General features: G+C 57.5%; 14 protein-coding genes and 2 tRNA genes. 6 read left to right on the top strand and 10 right to left on the bottom strand.

The window, feature by feature from the left end; all coding sequences use genetic code 11:
- Positions 1–108 precede the first annotated feature (108 nt).
- A tRNA-Arg gene (locus BF12_RS0108500) sits at positions 109–185 on the bottom strand.
- Positions 186–253: 68 nt separating this feature from the next.
- Positions 254–329, bottom strand: a tRNA-Pro gene (locus tag BF12_RS0108495).
- A gap of 375 nt (positions 330–704) precedes the next feature.
- Between BF12_RS0108495 and folD the strand changes: the two genes are divergently transcribed.
- Positions 705–1,574 carry a bifunctional methylenetetrahydrofolate dehydrogenase/methenyltetrahydrofolate cyclohydrolase FolD gene (folD, locus tag BF12_RS0108490; RefSeq protein WP_024951904.1) on the top strand — a complete coding sequence of 290 codons (870 nt, stop codon included), beginning with the start codon at positions 705–707 and terminating at the stop codon, positions 1,572–1,574.
- Positions 1,575–1,646: 72 nt separating this feature from the next.
- The gene (gene mtnN, locus BF12_RS0108485) at positions 1,647–2,357 is read left to right on the top strand and encodes a 5'-methylthioadenosine/S-adenosylhomocysteine nucleosidase (RefSeq protein ID WP_024951903.1); all 711 of its coding nucleotides are present in this window, start codon (positions 1,647–1,649) and stop codon (positions 2,355–2,357) included.
- A 123-nt stretch (positions 2,358–2,480) separates the two neighbouring features.
- Here the strand turns inward: mtnN and cysS are convergent, their stop codons facing one another.
- The gene (gene cysS / locus BF12_RS0108480; RefSeq protein ID WP_024951902.1) at positions 2,481–3,863 is read right to left on the bottom strand and encodes a cysteine--tRNA ligase; all 1,383 of its coding nucleotides are present in this window, start codon (positions 3,861–3,863) and stop codon (positions 2,481–2,483) included.
- A 251-nt stretch (positions 3,864–4,114) separates the two neighbouring features.
- Entirely contained in the window at positions 4,115–5,794 is a 1,680-nt protein-coding gene (locus tag BF12_RS0108475; protein WP_024951901.1) for a glutamine--tRNA ligase/YqeY domain fusion protein, read from the bottom strand.
- A 224-nt stretch (positions 5,795–6,018) separates the two neighbouring features.
- Here BF12_RS0108475 and BF12_RS0108470 point away from each other — a divergent pair, with 224 nt between their 5' ends.
- Both BF12_RS0108470 and BF12_RS19340 read left to right on the top strand, forming a co-directional pair.
- Complete coding sequence (locus tag BF12_RS0108470) at positions 6,019–6,513, top strand: peptidylprolyl isomerase (RefSeq protein WP_024951900.1); 495 nt, start codon at positions 6,019–6,021, stop codon at positions 6,511–6,513.
- Positions 6,514–6,658: 145 nt separating this feature from the next.
- Positions 6,659–7,435, top strand: coding sequence for a UDP-2,3-diacylglucosamine diphosphatase (locus tag BF12_RS19340; RefSeq protein WP_084488033.1), 777 nt, complete (start codon positions 6,659–6,661; stop codon positions 7,433–7,435).
- A gap of 92 nt (positions 7,436–7,527) precedes the next feature.
- Here the strand turns inward: BF12_RS19340 and BF12_RS19335 are convergent, their stop codons facing one another.
- The 4 genes from BF12_RS19335 to BF12_RS19325 form a co-directional block, all read right to left on the bottom strand.
- Positions 7,528–11,277: an ATP-binding protein gene (locus BF12_RS19335; RefSeq protein ID WP_345917381.1), complete on the bottom strand. Its 3,750-nt coding sequence runs from the start codon at positions 11,275–11,277 to the stop codon at positions 7,528–7,530.
- Complete coding sequence (locus BF12_RS23385; protein ID WP_345917380.1) at positions 11,175–11,441, bottom strand: hypothetical protein; 267 nt, start codon at positions 11,439–11,441, stop codon at positions 11,175–11,177. Before BF12_RS23385 ends, BF12_RS19335 begins: the two co-directional genes overlap by 103 nt.
- A 95-nt stretch (positions 11,442–11,536) precedes the next feature.
- The gene (locus BF12_RS19330; RefSeq protein ID WP_051510859.1) at positions 11,537–12,226 is read right to left on the bottom strand and encodes a MiaE family protein; all 690 of its coding nucleotides are present in this window, start codon (positions 12,224–12,226) and stop codon (positions 11,537–11,539) included.
- Positions 12,227–12,311: 85 nt separating this feature from the next.
- Entirely contained in the window at positions 12,312–12,800 is a 489-nt protein-coding gene (locus BF12_RS19325) for a DUF1289 domain-containing protein (RefSeq protein WP_024951898.1), read from the bottom strand.
- Between the two features lie 462 nt (positions 12,801–13,262).
- Between BF12_RS19325 and acnB the strand changes: the two genes are divergently transcribed.
- On the top strand, positions 13,263–15,866 hold the full coding sequence (gene acnB, locus BF12_RS0108445; RefSeq protein WP_024951897.1) for a bifunctional aconitate hydratase 2/2-methylisocitrate dehydratase: 2,604 nt from the start codon (positions 13,263–13,265) through the stop codon (positions 15,864–15,866).
- Between the two features lie 181 nt (positions 15,867–16,047).
- Here the strand turns inward: acnB and BF12_RS0108440 are convergent, their stop codons facing one another.
- Positions 16,048–16,668, bottom strand: coding sequence for a porin family protein (locus BF12_RS0108440; protein ID WP_024951896.1), 621 nt, complete (start codon positions 16,666–16,668; stop codon positions 16,048–16,050).
- A 377-nt stretch (positions 16,669–17,045) separates the two neighbouring features.
- Between BF12_RS0108440 and rraA the strand changes: the two genes are divergently transcribed.
- A complete protein-coding gene (gene rraA / locus BF12_RS0108435) occupies positions 17,046–17,546 on the top strand; it encodes a ribonuclease E activity regulator RraA (protein WP_024951895.1) in 501 nt (166 codons plus the stop codon).
- Between the two features lie 129 nt (positions 17,547–17,675).
- Here the strand turns inward: rraA and BF12_RS0108430 are convergent, their stop codons facing one another.
- The gene (locus tag BF12_RS0108430) at positions 17,676–18,941 is read right to left on the bottom strand and encodes a dicarboxylate/amino acid:cation symporter (protein ID WP_211242412.1); all 1,266 of its coding nucleotides are present in this window, start codon (positions 18,939–18,941) and stop codon (positions 17,676–17,678) included.
- Between the last annotated feature and the right edge of the window lie 181 nt (positions 18,942–19,122).

Here is a 19,122-nt window from a genome sequence, read left to right as displayed (position 1 = left end):
ACTGAGCTACACCCACCACTGTATGGACAACTTTACATCGTCTGGTCGTAACCATCAGATTCACAACACGCAATCTGACTTCCATCCACATGACAAATATCATGCTGATGGTACGCCCAGCAGGACTCGAACCTGCAACCTACGGCTTAGAAGGCCGTTGCTCTATCCGGTTGAGCTATAGGCGCAGAAACTGACACTGCGAGTCAACTCCGGATAAAGTTTGAACACCACCCTAAAAGGCATTGCATTCAAATGGTCGGGATAGAGGGATTCGAACCCCCGACATCCTGCTCCCAAAGCAGCGCGCTACCAGACTGCGCTATATCCCGAAACCGTCTTCAACCGACTGTCGAACCCCGTCGATGCGAGGCGTATTCTACCAAACTTCCGTCTGCGGTCAAGCCCTTACGTGATTTTCTTTCCAAAAGAATCACGACATGAAAAAAACGACGTATCGCTCCGAGACACCTTTGCCTCGAGTCTTGCTTCTCAATGCTCATACCAGACTATACAGCTGAACTATCACGGCGAACTCTTGCGCTTAGCCATGCACCATTGGGCAACATTACGTCAGCATTCAGTCGACATATCGCCACCGTTTCGACCAAGGTCGTCATTCGGCGTTGACTGGCGAGCAGGGCATGCGAAAATTGGCGGCAGTTTTCCCTCCTGCATCTATCGCCCACGAGAAGGAATGATCGCTGATGGCAGCACAACTGATTGATGGTAAGGCCATCGCCGAACGCGTACGTCAGCAAGTCGGCCGCCAGGTCGATGCGCGCCGCAACGCCGGTGAACGTATTCCGGGACTTGCCGTCGTGCTGGTCGGTGAAGACCCCGCGTCCGAGGTTTATGTCCGTAACAAGCACCTCGCCTGCGAGAAGGCCGGCATTACTTCCACTCAGCACCGCCTGTCTTCCGATACCACGCAGAGCGAGCTGGAAGCATTGGTTGACGAGCTGAATGCCGATAACAGCATCGATGGCGTCCTCGTTCAACTACCACTGCCGGCACACCTTGATTCGCGCCCCATCCTTGAGCGTATTCGCACCGACAAGGATGTTGATGGTTTCCATCCGTACAATCTGGGCCGTCTGGCTCAGCGCTTGCCGGTCATGCGTCCCTGCACGCCCAAGGGCATCATGACGCTCTTGAGCGAGAGTGGTCTGCAAGTGCGCGGCATGGATGCCACTATCGTCGGTGCATCCAACATCGTGGGCCGCCCGATGGCACTCGAGCTAATGCTTGCCGGTTGCACTACTACCGTCTGTCATCGCTTCACCAAGGACCTGGAAGGCAAGGTTCGCCAAGCTGATCTGGTCGTGGTCGGCGTCGGCAAACCGGGACTGGTCAAGGGTGAGTGGATCAAGGAAGGTGCTGTCGTGATCGACGTGGGCATCAACCGCCTTGAAAACGGATCACTGGTCGGCGATGTCGAGTTTGCACCGGCCGCTGAGCGCGCTGGCTGGATCACGCCGGTACCAGGTGGTGTAGGGCCGATGACCGTCGCCTCGTTACTGGAAAACACCCTGTTTGCTGCCGAGCTGCACGACGCACGTCTCGCGACTGAGTAACGCCCTCTTTTTTCCCACGCCGCCTCTTGATCACGAGGCGGCGTGTCGTTTGCGCTAAAGGACTCCTACATCATGTCTCTCAAGACACTTGGCATCATCGGTGCCATGGCCGAAGAAGTGGCCATTCTCGCCAAACTGCTGGAAGACAGCACCACGTCTAGTCACGCTGGCTCTACCTTCCATATCGGCCAGCTACACGGTATCAAGGTCGTGCTGCTGCAATCGGGTATCGGCAAGGTCAACGCTGCCGTCGGTGCCTGCCAGATGATTGAGCGCTATCAACCAGACGCCATCATCAACACTGGCTCCGCCGGCGGCTTTGCGGCAGACCTCGAGATCGGCGATGTCGTGATTTCCAGTGAAGTGCGTCACCATGATGTCGACGCCGTGGTCTTCGGCTACGAATACGGCCAGGTACCGCAGATGCCGGCCGCCTATCCATCTGACCCGCAACTGGTGAAAGTGGCACGCGAGTGCGTCGAAGCTCAGGGCGAGATCACGGCGCGTGAAGGCCTGATCTGCACCGGTGATATCTTCATGTCCGACCCAGAACTGGTCGCTCTCACCCGTTCACGCTTCCCGGACATGCTGGCCGTCGAGATGGAAGCCGCTGCTATCGCGCAGACCTGCTTCGTCTACGACATGCCATTCGTGGTCATTCGTGCGCTATCTGACATCGCCGGCAAGGACAACAACAGCCAGTCCTTCGAGGAATTCCTGCATGTGGCGGCACGCCAGTCCTCACGCATGGTCGATGCCATGGTCAAGCGACTCGCGAGCTGATCAAGCGCTGCTGCCTGAACGATGATGACTAAGCACTGATGGCTATCAACGTAAAAAGCCGCCGTCCCATATGGGCGGCGGCTTTTTATTTCCAGCATATCAATCACACACGAGAAGCATGGCCTAGCCTTCCAGCACCCAGGTCGTCCCCTCACGGGAATCCTTGAGGATGATGCCTTGAGCGGCTAGCTCGTCACGAATACGATCCGCCCCTGCGAAGTCCTTGGACTTCTTGGCGGCGGCGCGCGCCTCGATCTGCTGCTGGATATCTTCTTCTGACAACGCCAGCCCTTCGGTATCGCCCTTGAGGAAGGCCGCCGGATCCTGTCCGAACAGCCCCAACAGACTGCCGAGCGAGGTGAGTTCAAAGGCCAGTGCCGGCGCCTGCTGCGGGGCTTCCTTCTTGGCACGATTCAACTCACGCGCCAACTCGAATAGCACCGACAGCGCACCGGCCGTGTTGAAGTCGTCATCCATGGCTGCAATGAAACGTGCACGCCACTCATCACTCACGTCGCCCTCTTCGGGCGTAACATTCTCTAGCGCGTTATAGAAGCGCTCCAGTGAACGCCGCGCCTCATCCAGCGAGTTGGCTTCATAGCTGATCGCGCTGCGGTAATGGCTTGCCACCAGCAGATAGCGCACCACTTCAGGATTGTGCTGCTCCAGCACGTCACGGATAGTGAAAAAGTTACCCAGCGACTTGGACATCTTGTCCTGTCCCACGCGCACGGCACCGGCGTGCATCCACACATTGGCGTATTGCTGGCCAGTGGCGGCTTCAGACTGGGCGATCTCGTTCTCGTGGTGCGGGAAGGTCAGGTCCGGGCCACCGCCGTGGATATCAAAGGTGTTGCCCAGGCAGCAGGTCGACATCGCCGAGCATTCGATATGCCAGCCCGGACGTCCGTCTCCCCATGGTGATGGCCAGCTAGCCTCACCCGGCTTGGCAGCCTTCCACAGTACGAAATCAAGCGGATCTTCCTTGGCCGCTTCAATCTCGATTCGTGCCCCGGACTGCATGTCGTCCAGCTGGCGATTGTTGAGCTTGCCGTAACCTTCAAAGCGGCGCACGCGATAGTAGACATCGCCATTGCTGGCCGCGTAAGCGAAGCCCTTATCGATCAGCGTCTCGGTCATCGCGATGATATCGGCGATGTGAGCGGTAGCACGCGGCTCTATATCCGGACGCAAAATGCCCAGGCGCCCCTCATCTTCGTGCATCGCCTGAACCATGCGTTCGGTGAGCGCCTCAAAGGCCTCACCATTCTCATCAGCGCGCTTGAGGATCTTGTCGTCAATGTCAGTGATATTGCGTACATAGGTGACCTCGTAGCCACGTGCCCGCAAGTAGCGAGTAATGACATCGAAGGCCACCATCACACGCGCATGGCCGATATGGCAGAGGTCATAGACCGTCACGCCACACACGTACATGCTCACCTTGTTGCCTTCCAGCGGCACGAAGGGTGCCTTGGTACGACTCAGTGTGCTGTAGATCGACAGCGTGCTTGATGCATCTGCAAGGTGGGTCATGCGTGGTCGCCCTTGGCTCTGAGCCGACAAGAAACGTCTGTCGGCCTTGCGAAAATTAAGCGGCCCGCCATCAGCGACCACTCGCCTCCATCATGAAGTCACGAGTGGCCGCGATGCGGGCCGTGAAGCTAAACACCCTCCTGTCCTTGATGCGATACAGAAAGCAAGAGACAGGAGGGCGACACTGGCAGGAGCCTCAAAAGACACCCACCAGCATAAAATCAGCCCTTTTTCTGAGCCTTGGCCCAGCCATCCTTGAGGCTAACGGTGCGGTTGAAGACCAATGCACCTGACGTGCAATCATGACGATCAGCCACGAAGTAGCCGATGCGCTCAAACTGATAACGCGTCTCCGGCTCAGCATTACGCAGGCTTGGCTCGCCATAGCCCTGCACGACACTCAATGACTCGGGGTTCAAGTGATCGAGGAAGTCGACATCCTTGTCACGGTCCGGCTCAGCTTCAAGGAACAGATTCTCGTACTGACGCACTTCGATCGGCACCGCGTGAACCGCACTGACCCAATGAATGACACCCTTGACCTTGCGCCCTTCCGGATTCTTGCCCAGCGTATCGAGATCAACACTGCAACGCAGCTCAATAACTTCACCAGCCTCATCCTTGATGACTTCATCACAGCGGATGACGTAGCCATTGCGCAAGCGCACTTCCTTCTCTGGCGCGAGACGGAAGAACTTCTTGGGTGCATCTTCCATGAAGTCTTCAGCGTCGATCCACAGCTCACGGGTCAACGGCACCTGACGCGTGCCCATGTCGTCACGTGCCGGGTGCCCAGGCACTTCAAACAACTCTTCGTGACCTTCCGGCAGGTTAGTCAGCACAACCTTGAGCGGGTTGAGCACACACATGGCACGCAGCGCGTTGTCTTCCAGGTCTGAGCGGATGGCATGATTCAGCATGCCGAGCTCAACCATACCGCCATCTGCGCGACTCACGCCGACCATATCGCAGAACTTGCGAATGGAGGCGGAAGTGTAACCACGGCGACGCATTCCAGAGATGGTCGGCATACGTGGGTCATCCCAACCATTGACGACACCTTGATCCACCAGCAGCTTGAGCTTGCGCTTGGAGGTGACGGTGTAATCAAGATTCAGACGTGCGAACTCGATCTGACGCGGCGTACACGGCACCGGCAGGTTGGCCAGGAACCATTCATACAACGGACGGTGATCTTCAAACTCCAGCGTACAGATGGAGTGAGTCACGCCTTCCAACGCATCCGACTGCCCGTGAGTGAAATCGTAAGACGGGTAGATTTTCCACTTGTCGCCGGTCTGATGGTGGCTCGCGTGGCGAATGCGATAAAGAATCGGGTCGCGAAGATTGATGTTCGGTGCTGCCATGTCGATACGCGCGCGTAGCACCTTCTCACTCTCGCCAAATTCCCCCTTTCGCATGCGCTCGAGCAGATCGAGATTTTCCTCGGAGCTGCGCTCACGATACGGGCTTGGACGTCCCGGCTCCCTCAGAGTCCCGCGGTATTCGCGAATTTCGTCCGGAGAAAGGTCGTCGACATACGCCTTGCCTTCACGTACCAGATGTTGTGCCCAAGCATACAGCTGATCGAAATAGTCGGAGGCAAAACGCACCTTGCCGGCCCACTCGAAGCCCAGCCATTCAACGTCTTCCTTGATGGCATCAATATAGGCTTGTTCTTCCTTGGCCGGATTGGTGTCGTCGAAGCGCAAGTGGCAATCGCCACCAAGCTGCTGTGCCAGACCGAAATTCAGACAGATCGACTTGGCGTGTCCAATATGCAGGAAACCGTTCGGTTCCGGCGGGAAACGGGTGACAACCTTCTCTGCACGGCCAGCCTCGAGTTCTTCGCGAATCTGGTTAAGAACGAAGTTCGGAGCGCTCTGGGTCTCGGTACTCATGAAGTTTCGCTGCACCTCTATGTGTTCTTGGGCGTCGTGTTCCTGAAGCTACCTATGCTCAAAAGGCAACAAGACGGATCGCGGAGTCTGCATCTGGGGCCTGCCGCTCGCTCAGGCTTTCGTCACTGGATGCAAAGCCGCTATTATAGCGCGACGCCTGCAGGCGATGCCATGTAACCGCGCCTGCCTGACACTTCAGCAACACAGATGACCGGGAAGCCCGAATGATCGTTCTTCATACCAACTACGGCGACATCACACTCGAACTCGACTTTGACAAGGCGCCCAAGACCGCCGCCAACTTCGAGCAATACGTGCGTGACGGCCAGTATAGCAACGTGCTCTTCCATCGTGTCATTCCGGGCTTCATGGTTCAGGGTGGCGGTTTCGACACCGACTTCAACCAGAAACCAACACGTGGCGTGATCGAGAATGAAGCCGACAACGGCCTCAAGAACAACCGTGGCACCATCGCCATGGCGCGCACCATGGACCCGCACTCCGCCAGCGCGCAGTTCTTCATCAACGTCAATGACAATGACTTCCTGAACTTCACCAGCAAGACCAGCCAGGGCTGGGGTTACTGCGTGTTCGCCAAGGTCGTTGAAGGCATGGATGTAGTCGACAAGATCGAAGGCGTCAAGACCACCCGTCGCGACGGCCATGCCGATGTGCCGGCTGAAGACGTGATCATCACCAGCGCTGAAGTCACCGAATAATCGCCTTCACCTGATCACTGATCTGCCGCCCGGTCTTGCCTCGTGCCCTCGAGTGTCAGACTGGGCGGTTTGCGTTCTACTCTTCAACTCATTGACGTGACCCTTGGCTTCCTGCTCTCCGCCCCATCAACTCCGGACCCTGACCATGACTGCCACTACCCTGTTCATCTCCGATCTACACCTGCATCACGAGGCACCGGAGATAGCCCAAGGCTTCATCGATTACCTGGCACGCCTCGAAACCTGCACGCCGGTTGCCGAGCGCCTCTACCTGCTGGGCGATATCTTCGAGGTCTGGGTGGGTGATGACTACCGTGACGAGTTCACGCGTACCATGAGCACCGCCCTCAAGCGTGTCGCAGCGCGTGGCACCACCATCTTCTTCATGCACGGCAATCGCGACTTCCTGGTCGGCGAGACCTTCGCCGCCGAAGCCGGTGTCACCCTGCTCCCCGACCCCAGCGTCATCACGCTGGATGGCGAGCGTGTACTGCTGATGCACGGCGACAGCATGTGCACACGCGATGAGGCCTACATGAAATTCCGCGCCATGACTCGTGACCCTCAGTGGCAGGCACAAATTCTGGCGATGCCGCTGGAACAGCGTCTGGCGCTGGCACAATCATTGCGCATGCAGTCTGGCGAAACCAATAGCGCCAAGGACGAAGCGATCATGGATGTCACGCCAGAAGAAGTCATCAAGCACATGCGTGAACATGATGTGCGCACGCTGATTCATGGTCACACTCATCGCCCTGCCGTACATCCGCTCGAAATCGAGGGTGAGCCGGCACGTCGTATCGTGCTCGGCGACTGGCGCCCAACCCAAGCTTCGACATCATCTCGCATGGGCAGGGTCCGGAACTACGCGAGTTTGCCCTACCCCTTGCCGATGCAATCACTCATGGCTAACGCCACCTGAGCGGAAGCTGCTCCTGAAAATCAAAAAGCCCCACTACCTGAAGAAGGTAGTGGGGCTTTTTTCATGCCACCCGACATATATCCAAACTGCTATCAGGCCGGTGAAGAGGTTCTGCGACGCGCGCGCCCTTCAGCGGACTCCACCAACTGATGCCAGCCCAGCACTGCCGGTGCATCCGAGCCAGGCAGCTCCTCCAGCAGTACCTTCAGACGTGCACAGCGCTCAGCATCATTGCCATCGACTAGACGCAACCACGTCGCCAGACCCGCCGCCTCATGATGCGGATTACCCTGTTCAATGGCATAAGACATACCTTGCTCGATCAGCGAACGCACGCGCTCAGTCGGCAACCCCTGTGCAGTCCGCAGCGCCGCAACCAGATAGCTGACCTCTGCCAGATAGAAGGAATTACGCTCCTGAGCGACCAGCAGCACCTTCTCCATGTACTCCTCGGCAGCCGCATGCTCACCCAGCGCCATGACTGCATCCATGTACCATAGATTCGGCCGCTGATGACGCTCGCGCCCAGTCAGCTCGGCAAACTCGTTGATACTCGACTGCAGCATGGACAGGCCATCACGATCGCCATTCATGGCGCGAGCCCACCCCAACACACCATGCGCTGCCATGTGCCACAGATGTAGATCTGCGGAGCGCGTCAGTTCCAGTGCGCGTTCGGCACGCTGAGTCGCAAGATGGGTATGACCCAACTGACGATATAGCGAGGTGGAGAACATCAGTGCCATTGCCAGTGAACCGGGCTGACCAATCTCTTCTGCCATGCGAATGGCCGCCTCGGCCTGCTGCTCGGCCTTCACATAATCGCTGCGCAGACAGGACGTCCAGCTCTGCAGACAGGCAGCCGCGACCTGCGGGTGATCACTGAACGGCAACCACTCGAGCACCATCGCATTATTGAGCGGATCAATTTCGTCGAGATGCTCACCAGCGACCTGCACACGACCCGCCCAGAATTCACAATGCGCCTGGGCATAATCGGCCAAGCGACGATAGCGAATATCCGATAGCTCCTCGGCCAGCTCACTAAGGCCGGAGGCCAGTGAAAAAGCATCAGCATGAGCATGACGCTCACTGCACCCGACCCACAGGCCCCATTTGACGATGAATGCCTGCTCAAGATCCGGCTCGTCATCCTCGACCAGTGCTGGACTACTCAGCAGGTTACGCGCCTGCACGAAGCTCTCATGCGCAATCCGAGAGCCATGTCCTTCCAGCGCAAAACCAGCCTGGCCGCGCACGGTCAGCAGACTCACTTCACGCTCTTCCTGGCCATCAATATGCTTGAGACACGCCAGGCCATTATCAGCCATTTTCAGTGCCGTACGGTTGGCGCTGATCTTGAGCGACTCACGTGCAGAAAGCTCGAAATAGCGCGCAGCGCGACCGAAGTTCTGCGATTTACGCAAATGAACAGCAAAATAGCCGGGGTGACGTCCGATCCAAGCGGGATACTTGTCTTCAATAAGCCCCACAACCTGATGATGAATCCGACGTCGTACATCACGCGGGCAGGACAGGTACGCAGCTTCTTGAATCAGCTGATGAGTAAACTGGTAATCAAATTCGCTGTCGTTACCGCATGTCTCGATAATTTCCAGACGCTGCATGTTCTCGATGGCGCGTTTGAGTCGTCCTTCCTCAAATTCACAGCTCTGACGCACGAAGCTAAGCTTGAACACACGCCCCAGTACGGCAGCGGCATGTGCAACGTCACGACCTTCCTCCAGCTGATCAATACGACTGGAGAGCAGCCCGATCAAGCCCTTGGGCAGCTCATCAAGTTGCACTGGACGCCCTTCGCGGCGGTCCATGTCGAGACGGCGACAGATTTCCTGCAGGTAGAGCGGCACGCCATCGCAGCGCTCGATCAACTGACTGCGCATGCGCGGGCTGAGGTGCAGACGATAACGACGTGACAGGTGCGACAACAGGCGTGAGACCTGCATTGGATCAAGGCGGCCCAACGCAATGTGTTGATCCCAGTTGAGCTTGACGGCAAGGCTATCGCGGCCATTATGGCTGGCTGCCAGCATGAAGCCGATATTGATCGGTAGACGTGCCTGCAAGCCAGCCAATACCTTGAGCGAGGGCTCATCGAGCCACTGCAGATCATCGATCATCATGACCAACGGGCGCAGACTGGCGGCTTTCTCGATCACCAGATGCAGTACACGGACGACGCGCTCGACCGTCTCGCTGCTTTGAATCAATACTTCGTCTTCGTTCGACTCTTCCGCCGTGCCCAATATGGCATGGAAAGAGCGACGCGCTTCCTCGCTAACGCTCTGCAGCGCCTCGGAGGTCTCAAACAGCTGCTCGACGGCATCACGATCGACATGGCCATCGAGACGCCAGCGAATGAGTGCACGCACCACGCTATAAGGCTCAAGCTGAGACAGGCGCGTCGTCGGCATCCAGCACAGCCCCACATCCTGACTCTGCTCCAGCTGACGGAAATTGACCATCAAGGCCGATTTGCCCATACCAGAGTTGCCACTGACCAGCACACTCTGACGCAGACCGATGCTGGCGCGTGCCAGCGCATCACGCAGACGCCGCAGCTCGCCTTCACGCCCAATCAGCGTTGGTAGCGAAGCCTCGCGGGTCGCGACGCTGCTACCCAGCACCAGGGCACGCAGGCGTACACGACCATCGGCAGCCAGTAGTCTGGATGTCAGACGCGGTTGAAGATCAAGCGCCGGCGGCATGTGCTGGCTGGCCTCCAGAGAGATCACCAACTCACTACCCTCGGCAGCCGTCATCAGCTCCAGCGAATACTGGGTGACCTGACCCAGCGGATCCGCCAGCTGACGCTCAGGCAGATAGATGACCTGACCGGAATGCAGACCTGCCGACAGCGAGAAGACCGGTGGCTTGCCTTCACCGTCCCATAGCTTGGCGATTTCATCGGACAACGCCTTGCTGCAATGCTCATAGAGCGCGACAAGTTCGGCCAGTTGATGTGCCGGACCGTGGGTCCCGAAGCACGCAAGACCCACACCGCCCGTCGCCCCCGGCAGCCAGAAGCCACCCAAGTGATGGCATTGCTGCTCAAGCCAACGCAGTAACTCGATCTGCAACGTCAAACAGGCACGCGCCCAGACACGGTCACGATGGCTGTCCTTGACGCTGAGGCGAATCGCCATCACTGATAGCTGACGGTGATCGATTTCATCTTCACGCAACGGTGCGCTATCCAGCGACAACGTGCGCGAGATGGCACCCTGTGGCGTGAGTGCGCCCATCGCTTCGCTCTTGCCATCCGACCAATAACGCGCCAGTTGCAGGAATCCCGGATCAGGCTGTTGACCAGACAGCGCCAATTGCTGCAAGAACGCATTGAACTGCTCATGGGCCGCCGCCGACTGGCCGTCTTCCGCCAACTGGCGCACCAGGCGTTCATGGAAGGGACCATAACCTGAAAAGCGACTGACCAACGTGCGCAGCACGTCGTCCGAAACAGGTTCATCAGTTGCCAGCACACGCTCCGCAAACTGGATGACACGCTGGCGCCATTCACCGCGCACCTTGATCATCCAACGCTGGAAGTCAGGGCATTGTGTCAGCGATAACTCTTCGACCAGATCACCACGGTATAACGCGAGGATCTCAACGAGCGTAGCCGCTGAAATAGGTGCCAACAGCAGCGCATTGAGCTCGTCGAGGTCCAACTCCCAATATTCCGGCAACGTGAGCGCGATGGTCTGGCGAGAGACTGTCAGCAGATTGTCCGCTTCTTCGCCAAGGCTTTGACGCAGGCAATGCAGCGCGTGGCGCAGATTGGTGCGTCCGGAGGATAGCCCTTGGTCTGGCCAGAGCAATTCGGCCAGACCGCGCGGGAGACGGCCTGGTCGTGCAGCAGCAGATGCAGCAGCAGCGCCTTGACCTTGTCGTAGCTGAACTGGGTCAGCGTGTCATCACCCAAGGTCAGCTGGAAATGTCCCAGCAGCGCCAGTTGAGCTTGACCAGATGTTTCCTGCGTCATGTGTCATCCATTTCAAAGTCGCGAACGAAACGCCAGCCCTGCCATGCGCCGGTGATCCCCTGTTCTTGAGCCTTGCCTTTGTTGTCTGCCGCGCGTCAGCCCACCCTGACTGACGCACGCTGTTCTCGCCGCGAGACTGGCAGACCACTGTGGAAGCGGAAGGAAGAATCGGGGGTTTCGATCAATTCCTGTTCCACTGCGCGCAGCACCGCGAGACGGGGTTCCAGTGGTTCATTGGTATAGCGTTCCGCCAACATGAGGTAATCCTCATAGTGGCGTCCTTCTGACTTAACCAAAGTGCGATAGAACTTTGCAAGCTCTGGCTCAAGATAAGGGATGAGGCGTGCGAAGCGCTCGCAAGATCTGGCCTCGATCAATGCACCGATCAGCAGGATATCCACCAGTCGCTCAGGGTCTTCATCTCTTACCTGTTGACGTAGTTTTTCAGCATAACGAGAGGCCTTGATATGACGATAGACGATTCCGCGCTTTTCCATCAGGCCCACGACCTGCTCAAAGTGCAGAAGCTCTTCTCGCGCCAACTGAGACATCTTGGTCAACAATAGCGGTCTGTCCACGTAGCGGTACATCAAACTCATCGCGGTGGAGGCCGCCTTCTTTTCACACTGAGCATGATCAATCAGCAGCAACTCAGGATTCTCAAGTGCTGCCTCTATCCAGCCCAATGGCGTACGGCACGGTAAAAAAGCCAACAACGATGCCGGCAACAGAGCATCGGTATCTTCATCATCAGGACCTTCCGGCGCCGAAATGGCATAAGGCATATCGTAAACCACGGGAGCTTCAGTCAGAGAAAAGCCAGGATCTGTCGTCACAATCATCGTGTCATTTATCGTATCAGTCATTGTGTCAGTCTTTTTCTCCAGGCACCCACTCCTCAACGGGAGTAAACATCTGGCTATCTGAATTCATGTCATTATCGGCGCGTCTTGTGGCTTCCACCATGATTTCATCGTTTATCTGCGAAAAAAGGCGCTCCGGATCAAGTTTATTCCCTATTTCACGCACTGTAAGACCATACGCTTCAAGATCACGAATCCGAGTGCGCCCAACACGCAAAAGCTCCACGGCACGCGAGAGCGCCGACTGCCCCTGACGAAAGCGGATGCGGTGACGCTCCATCTGCGCCGTCAGAACTGCCTCGTCGTGGACGATCAACCAACGCGCAGCCACGTGGCTGCGCAAGGCGTCCAGCTCAGCCATGCGCTGTGAGCGCTGCTCGCTGTCGTAGCCAAACCAGTCAAGAATCTCGTGATCGTGGCGCTGACAACCACGACAGACAGTGTCACCGACAGTGGTGGAGCAAACCCCGACACAGGGAGAAAGAATACGACTCATGGTGCCCTCGAATTGAGGCGGAAAATTGAAGCGGAAAAACACGATCATCATACCCCGCCCACCCTGCCCTCAACAGTCACCTCCGACGCACGCTCAATAGCAGCCACCCTCCTCGTATCGCGACAGCGCTCTCCTCAATACAAGCCCTTTATCTATCAACACGGGCCTCATATCTCTCAATACCTGCCAGGCACACCACGAGAGACACCAACTACAATCAAAGATTAATAACTTAAATATCAATGTGTTATACAAATTAAGGCGACCAAAGTTGCAGTCTCTTTCAAAGGGCACTCCTTAACATTGTCGACAAAGTTGAGTAGACTCCGTTTCGCCTCGTAGCGCCTGACTTACTCGCGATAAGACGCTTGATTTACCCGCAAGAAGCCTCGAGATGCGCAGGCCCGTCTTGTAACGACCGGCCTGCGCATCTCGACACGATTACAGATGAGGGTCTCCCACGTGCTTGAAGCCTACCGTCAACAGGTTGAAGAACGCGCCCAGCAGGGCATCCCGGCGAAGCCGCTGACCGCAGAGCAGACCGCTGATCTGGTCGAACTGCTCAAGAATCCGCCGGCCGGTGAAGAAGAGTTCATTCTTGACCTGTTCACCAACCGTATTCCCCCGGGCGTTGATGAAGCCGCTTACGTCAAGGCTGGCTTCCTGACCGCCATCGTACGTGGCGAAGCCTCCTCACCGCTGATCGACAAGACTCACGCCACCAAGCTGCTCGGCACCATGCAGGGCGGCTACAACATCGCCACGCTGGTCGAGCTGCTGGACGACGAAAGCCTGGTCAAAGAAGCTGGTGAGCAGCTCAAGCACACCCTGCTGATGTTCGACGCCTTCCATGACGTCGCTGATCGCGCCAAGGCGGGCAACACTGTCGCGCAAGAAGTGCTGCAGTCCTGGGCCGATGCCGAGTGGTTCCTGTCCAAGCCGGCACTGGCTGACAAGATCTCGCTGGCCATCTTCAAGGTGCCTGGCGAAACCAACACCGATGACCTGTCTCCGGCACCTGATGCCTGGTCGCGTCCGGACATTCCGCTGCATGCCAACGCCATGCTCAAGAATCCGCGTGAAGGCATCATCCCGCAGGAAGAAGGCGTTACCGGCCCGCTGGCCCAGATCGAAGAAGTGAAGGCCAAAGGCTTCCCGGTCGCCTACGTCGGTGATGTAGTCGGTACCGGTTCCTCGCGCAAGTCCGCCACCAACTCGGTGCTGTGGTTCTTCGGCGATGACATCCCGTTTGCACCGAACAAGCGTGCCGGCGGCTTCTGCTTCGGTAACAAGATCGCGCCCATCTTCTTCAACACCATGGAAGACGCTGGCGCCCTGCCAGTCGAAATGGATGTCGACAAGATGGCCATGGGCGATGTCATCGACATCTTCCCGTACGAAGGCAAGGTCTGCCGTCACGACAGCGATGAAGTGGTCTCCACCTTCTCGCTCAAGACTCAGGTCCTGTTGGATGAAGTGCGTGCTGGCGGTCGTATTCCGCTGATCATCGGTCGTGGTCTGACCGACAAGGCGCGTGCCGAACTGGGTCTGGACGCCTCTGACGTCTTCCGCCTGCCGGAACAGCCGAAAGACACTGGCAAGGGCTTCACCCTGGCACAGAAGATGGTCGGCAAGGCCTGCAACATGAACGGCGTGCGCCCGGGCATGTACTGCGAGCCGAAAATGACCACCGTCGGCTCACAGGACACCACAGGGCCGATGACCCGTGATGAGCTGAAGGATCTGGCATGTCTGGGCTTCCAGGCTGACCTGGTGATGCAGTCCTTCTGCCACACCGCCGCCTATCCGAAGCCGGTCGATGTCGAGACTCACCACACCCTGCCCGACTTCATCATGAACCGCGGCGGCGTCTCCCTGCGTCCGGGCGACGGCATCATCCACTCGTGGCTGAACCGCATGCTGCTGCCGGATACCGTCGGCACCGGCGGTGATTCCCACACCCGCTTCCCGATGGGCATTTCCTTCCCGGCGGGTTCTGGCCTGGTGGCCTTCGCTGCCGCCACTGGCGTGATGCCGCTGGACATGCCGGAATCCATTCTGGTGCGTTTCAAGGGCGAGCGTCGTCCGGGTATCACCCTGCGCGACCTGGTGCACGCCATCCCGCTGTACGGGATCAAGCAAGGCCTGCTGACCGTCGACAAATCCAATAAGAAGAACGCCTTCTCTGGCCGCATTCTGGAAATCGAAGGTCTGGAAGATCTGACTGCCGAGCAGGCATTCGAGCTGTCCGATGCCTCTGCCGAGCGCTCTGCCGCTGGCTGTACCATCACGTTGTCTGATGCAAGCGTGACCGAGTACCTGACCTCCAACGTCACCCTGCTCAAGTGGATGATCAGCAACGGTTATGGCGATGCTCGTACCATCGAGCGTCGTATCGCTGGCATGGAAGAGTGGCTGGCCAACCCGAGCCAGATGCGTGCCGACAAGGACGCGGAATACGCCGAGATCATCGAGATCGACCTCGCCGAGATCGACCAGCCGGTGCTGTGCGCGCCGAACGACCCGGATGACGCTCGCGTGCTGTCCGACGTCGCCGGCCAGAAGATTGACGAAGTCTTCATCGGCTCGTGCATGACCAACATTGGTCACTTCCGCGCGGCAGGCAAGCTGCTCGAGAAGCAGCCAGCTGGCAGCCTGAAGACCAAGCTATGGCTGGCACCGCCGACCAAGATGGATCAGCACCAGCTGACCGCAGAGGGCTACTACGGCATCTACGGCCGTGCTGGCGCTCGCATGGAAATGCCGGGCTGTTCACTGTGCATGGGTAACCAGGCACGTGTGGCCGCCAAGTCCACCGTTGTGTCTACCTCCACGCGTAACTTCCCGAACCGACTGGGCGACGGCGCTAACGTCTTCCTGGCCTCTGCCGAACTGGCCGCCATCGCAGCCGTCATCGGTCGTCTGCCGAGCGTAGAGGAATATCAGGGCTACATGGGCGAATTCGATGCCATGGCTGGCGAGATCTATCGCTACCTGAACTTCCATGAAATCGAAGAGTACCAAAACGCCGCTTCCAGCATCATTCCGGTCACCCAGGAAGCCTGATCCCGTGTGACGCCGCTGCCTATCGAGCTGATCGGTAGCGGCGTCATGCAGACAGCCACCCGGTGATGTAAAGGAATACAGCGTGTGGATGTGCTGCCAAGCATCGAGCCATTCACACGACGAAACGGGCCGCCCCTTGAAGGGCGGCCCGTTTTTCATGCCTGGCGATCGTCGAATGTGATTAGAACTTGTAGCCGACTGATGCCGTGAAGGCATCGACCTGGTAATCGCTGTCGAAGTCGTAACGCTCGTATTCGGCACGAATCAGGAACGGATTCAGGTTGATCTGAGCGCCGGCACCATAGACAGGATCAAAGCCGTCGTTGTCCTTGAGGTCAATACTGGAATCGCCCAGGTTGCCGTCGACATCGGTTTCCCACTTCGCCATACCCGCCTTGGCGAACAGTGAGAAGTACTGGCCAATCGGCAGGATACCGACCACGTTGACACCATAGGCCTTGGACTTCAGGTCCGTGTTGCCGAAATCGTTACCCTTGAGCTGTACGGTGCCCAGGTCGGTATAGAACGCTTCAGTGGCGAAGTACGGGTTGTACTGATAGCCCACGAAGGCCTTGTAGACGTTGTCATCGTCATCTACATCAAAATCATCACTGCCTGATTCAATGAAGTCACCGGCATCGTCAGAGTCATCATTTTCCAGGCTCGAAAAGCCCGTACCAACACCGATATAAAGACCTTCATTGGCATTCTCTGCTGCGTGCGCAGTGCCACTCAGTGCCAATGCCAGAGCTGCAAAAGAAACGGTAGCCAAGGGTGCGGCCAGAAAACGTGACTTGCTCATATGAAGCTCCTTGAATCAGAAGACGGCACAAGGACGATACGCGCCGAGAGGACAGTCAGTAGCAGCAGACTCTACCGCTAGTGTGTTTACATCGTGGTAGATATCGAACAGTGTTTCAAGAGTGGATTTTTCGCTACTTGAGACGTCGCCAGTCAGCTACATTTGCAAGAGTTTCCAGGGCATTTCCTGATCGATTCAATCAGAAACCTTAGCCCTTCGCACAGGTGCAAAGGCCTGTCATCTGGGGCATGCTGAGGTATATGGCAGTGCAGCAACCATTCAGCAAGGGCGCATCAGCAAGGGTGCAATAGCGACGTGATACTCGTGCAACCCCCTCTCGGCCCGTACGGGCCTGATCAGCACAAGGAGCCAGACACATGACCCACCCCATCTCCACTCCCGATCTCTGCGACGAGTTCCCTGAAGTTCAGGTACTTGATCCGCTCTTCATCAACTTTGGGGGCGTCGAGTCCTTCGGTGGTGAGGTCGTGACGATCAAATGCTTCGAGGACAATTCACTGGTCAAGGCTGCCATCGCCGAACCAGGTGCCGGTCGTGTGCTGGTCGTCGATGCAGGTGGTTCCATGCGCTGCGCCATGCTGGGCGATATGCTCGCCGAGCAAGCCTCCAAGAGTGGCTGGGCTGGCGTCATCATGTATGGCTGCATTCGTGACGTGGATGAGATCCATGCCACGAATCTCGGCGTTCAGGCACTGGGCTGCTACCCGCGACCCAGCATCAAGCGCGGCGAAGGTCAGCGCGATGTACCGGTCACCTTCGCGGGCGTCACCATCGTGCCAGGCGATTACCTCTATGCTGACAACAACGGCATCGTCACCGCCAAACACGCATTGATTCGTACTCAACCCACACCGTAATCACTCTCAGCTTTACCTCTTCACGAAAACGCCCCCGCAACCTTATCGATTGCAGGGGCGTTTTCCTGTCGGACAGCTACTGGGATTAGCAGCTCATCACTTACAGCTCGTGACTTAGCAGCTCGTGACTTAACGGGCGCTGGCAGGCTCGACGGCCGACGTTTCCTGCGCCGTGACGGCTGCGTCATCGGCACGTGCAAAACGATCCACCACCGCAGCGCATGCGGCATCACCGGTGATGTTGAGTGCGGTACGCGTCATGTCAAAGATACGGTCCAGCGCGAACAGCAGCGGCAGGCCTTCGATGGGAATACCCGCGGCCAGCAATACCGCCACGACAAGGAAGGATGGCCCCGGCACTCCGGCCTGACCAATCGCGCCCAGCGTGGCAGTAAAGATAATGGCAGCATAGGCAGATAAGCCGAGATCGACATTGAAGACCTGGGCGAAGAACATCGCGACAAGTCCGTAATAGATCGCGTTACCGCTCATGTTGATGGTCGCGCCCAGCGGCAGCACGAAGGCCGTGGTGGCGTTCTTGAGGCCCAACTCCTTCTCGCAGACTTCCATGTTGACCGGTAGCGTCGCCATGGAGGACGCGGTGGAGAGTGCCACGGCCTGCGGCTTCTTCATCGCCGACATGAAGCGACCTACCGGTACATCCGAACCGAACTTGACGATCAGCGGATAGAACACGAAGCCGTAGATGAGGATGGCGCCCATATAGACGAGGAACAACTTCATCACCAACGTCAGCACGTCAAAACCGAAGGTACCTACAGCGTCCGCCATCAGACCGAACACACCAATCGGTGCGACCCACATCACCACGTTGATCATCCATACGAAAGCTTCGATGACAGTGTTAAGACCTTCGATCAGCGGCTTGCCACGCTCGCCTGTCTTGGACAGGCCAATGCCGAGGAACAGGCAGAACACCAGAATCTGCAGGATGTTGGCATCGTTCAGTGCGCCAAAGATATTGGTCGGCACCATGCCCAGAATCGTATCCATTACGCCCGGTACATCACCCTTGTCAGCATAGGCATTGGAGAACATGCCCTTGGCACTGTCGAGGTCCACACCACTGCCCGGTTGGAAGATGTGCCCCATCACCAATGCCAGCACAACGGCCACGGCAGAGGTGAGCATGAAGAAGGCAAAGGTCGACAGACCAATCTTGCCCGCTGACGGACTGTCACCCAGATTCGCGGCACCCGAGATGATCGACACCGCGATCAGCGGCACCACCAGCATCTTGATCAGATGAATAAATAGCTCACCCAACGGCGCAAACATGGAGGCACTCTCCCCCATATACGCACCCACACCGGCACCCAGTACCATGGCGATAACCACCTGGACACCAATATTCTTCCACAGAGACTGTTTCACGTTACGACTACCTTAGATTTTGTCCGAAAAGTCGGTTGCTACACACCGTCGTATTGCTGGCTACCGGTGAGGCTTGCCATCGTCGCCACCAATGATCTTGTGGTCAGTGGGGTGGCAGGGATTATAAAGGACTGCATTTCTTACATAAGTCAGGAAGATACTCATTTAGTCGCGCTTTCGA

The organism is Cobetia crustatorum, assembly GCF_000591415.1.
GTDB lineage: Bacteria > Pseudomonadota > Gammaproteobacteria > Pseudomonadales > Halomonadaceae > Cobetia > Cobetia crustatorum.
This window is presented reverse-complemented; position numbering and strand designations above follow the sequence as displayed.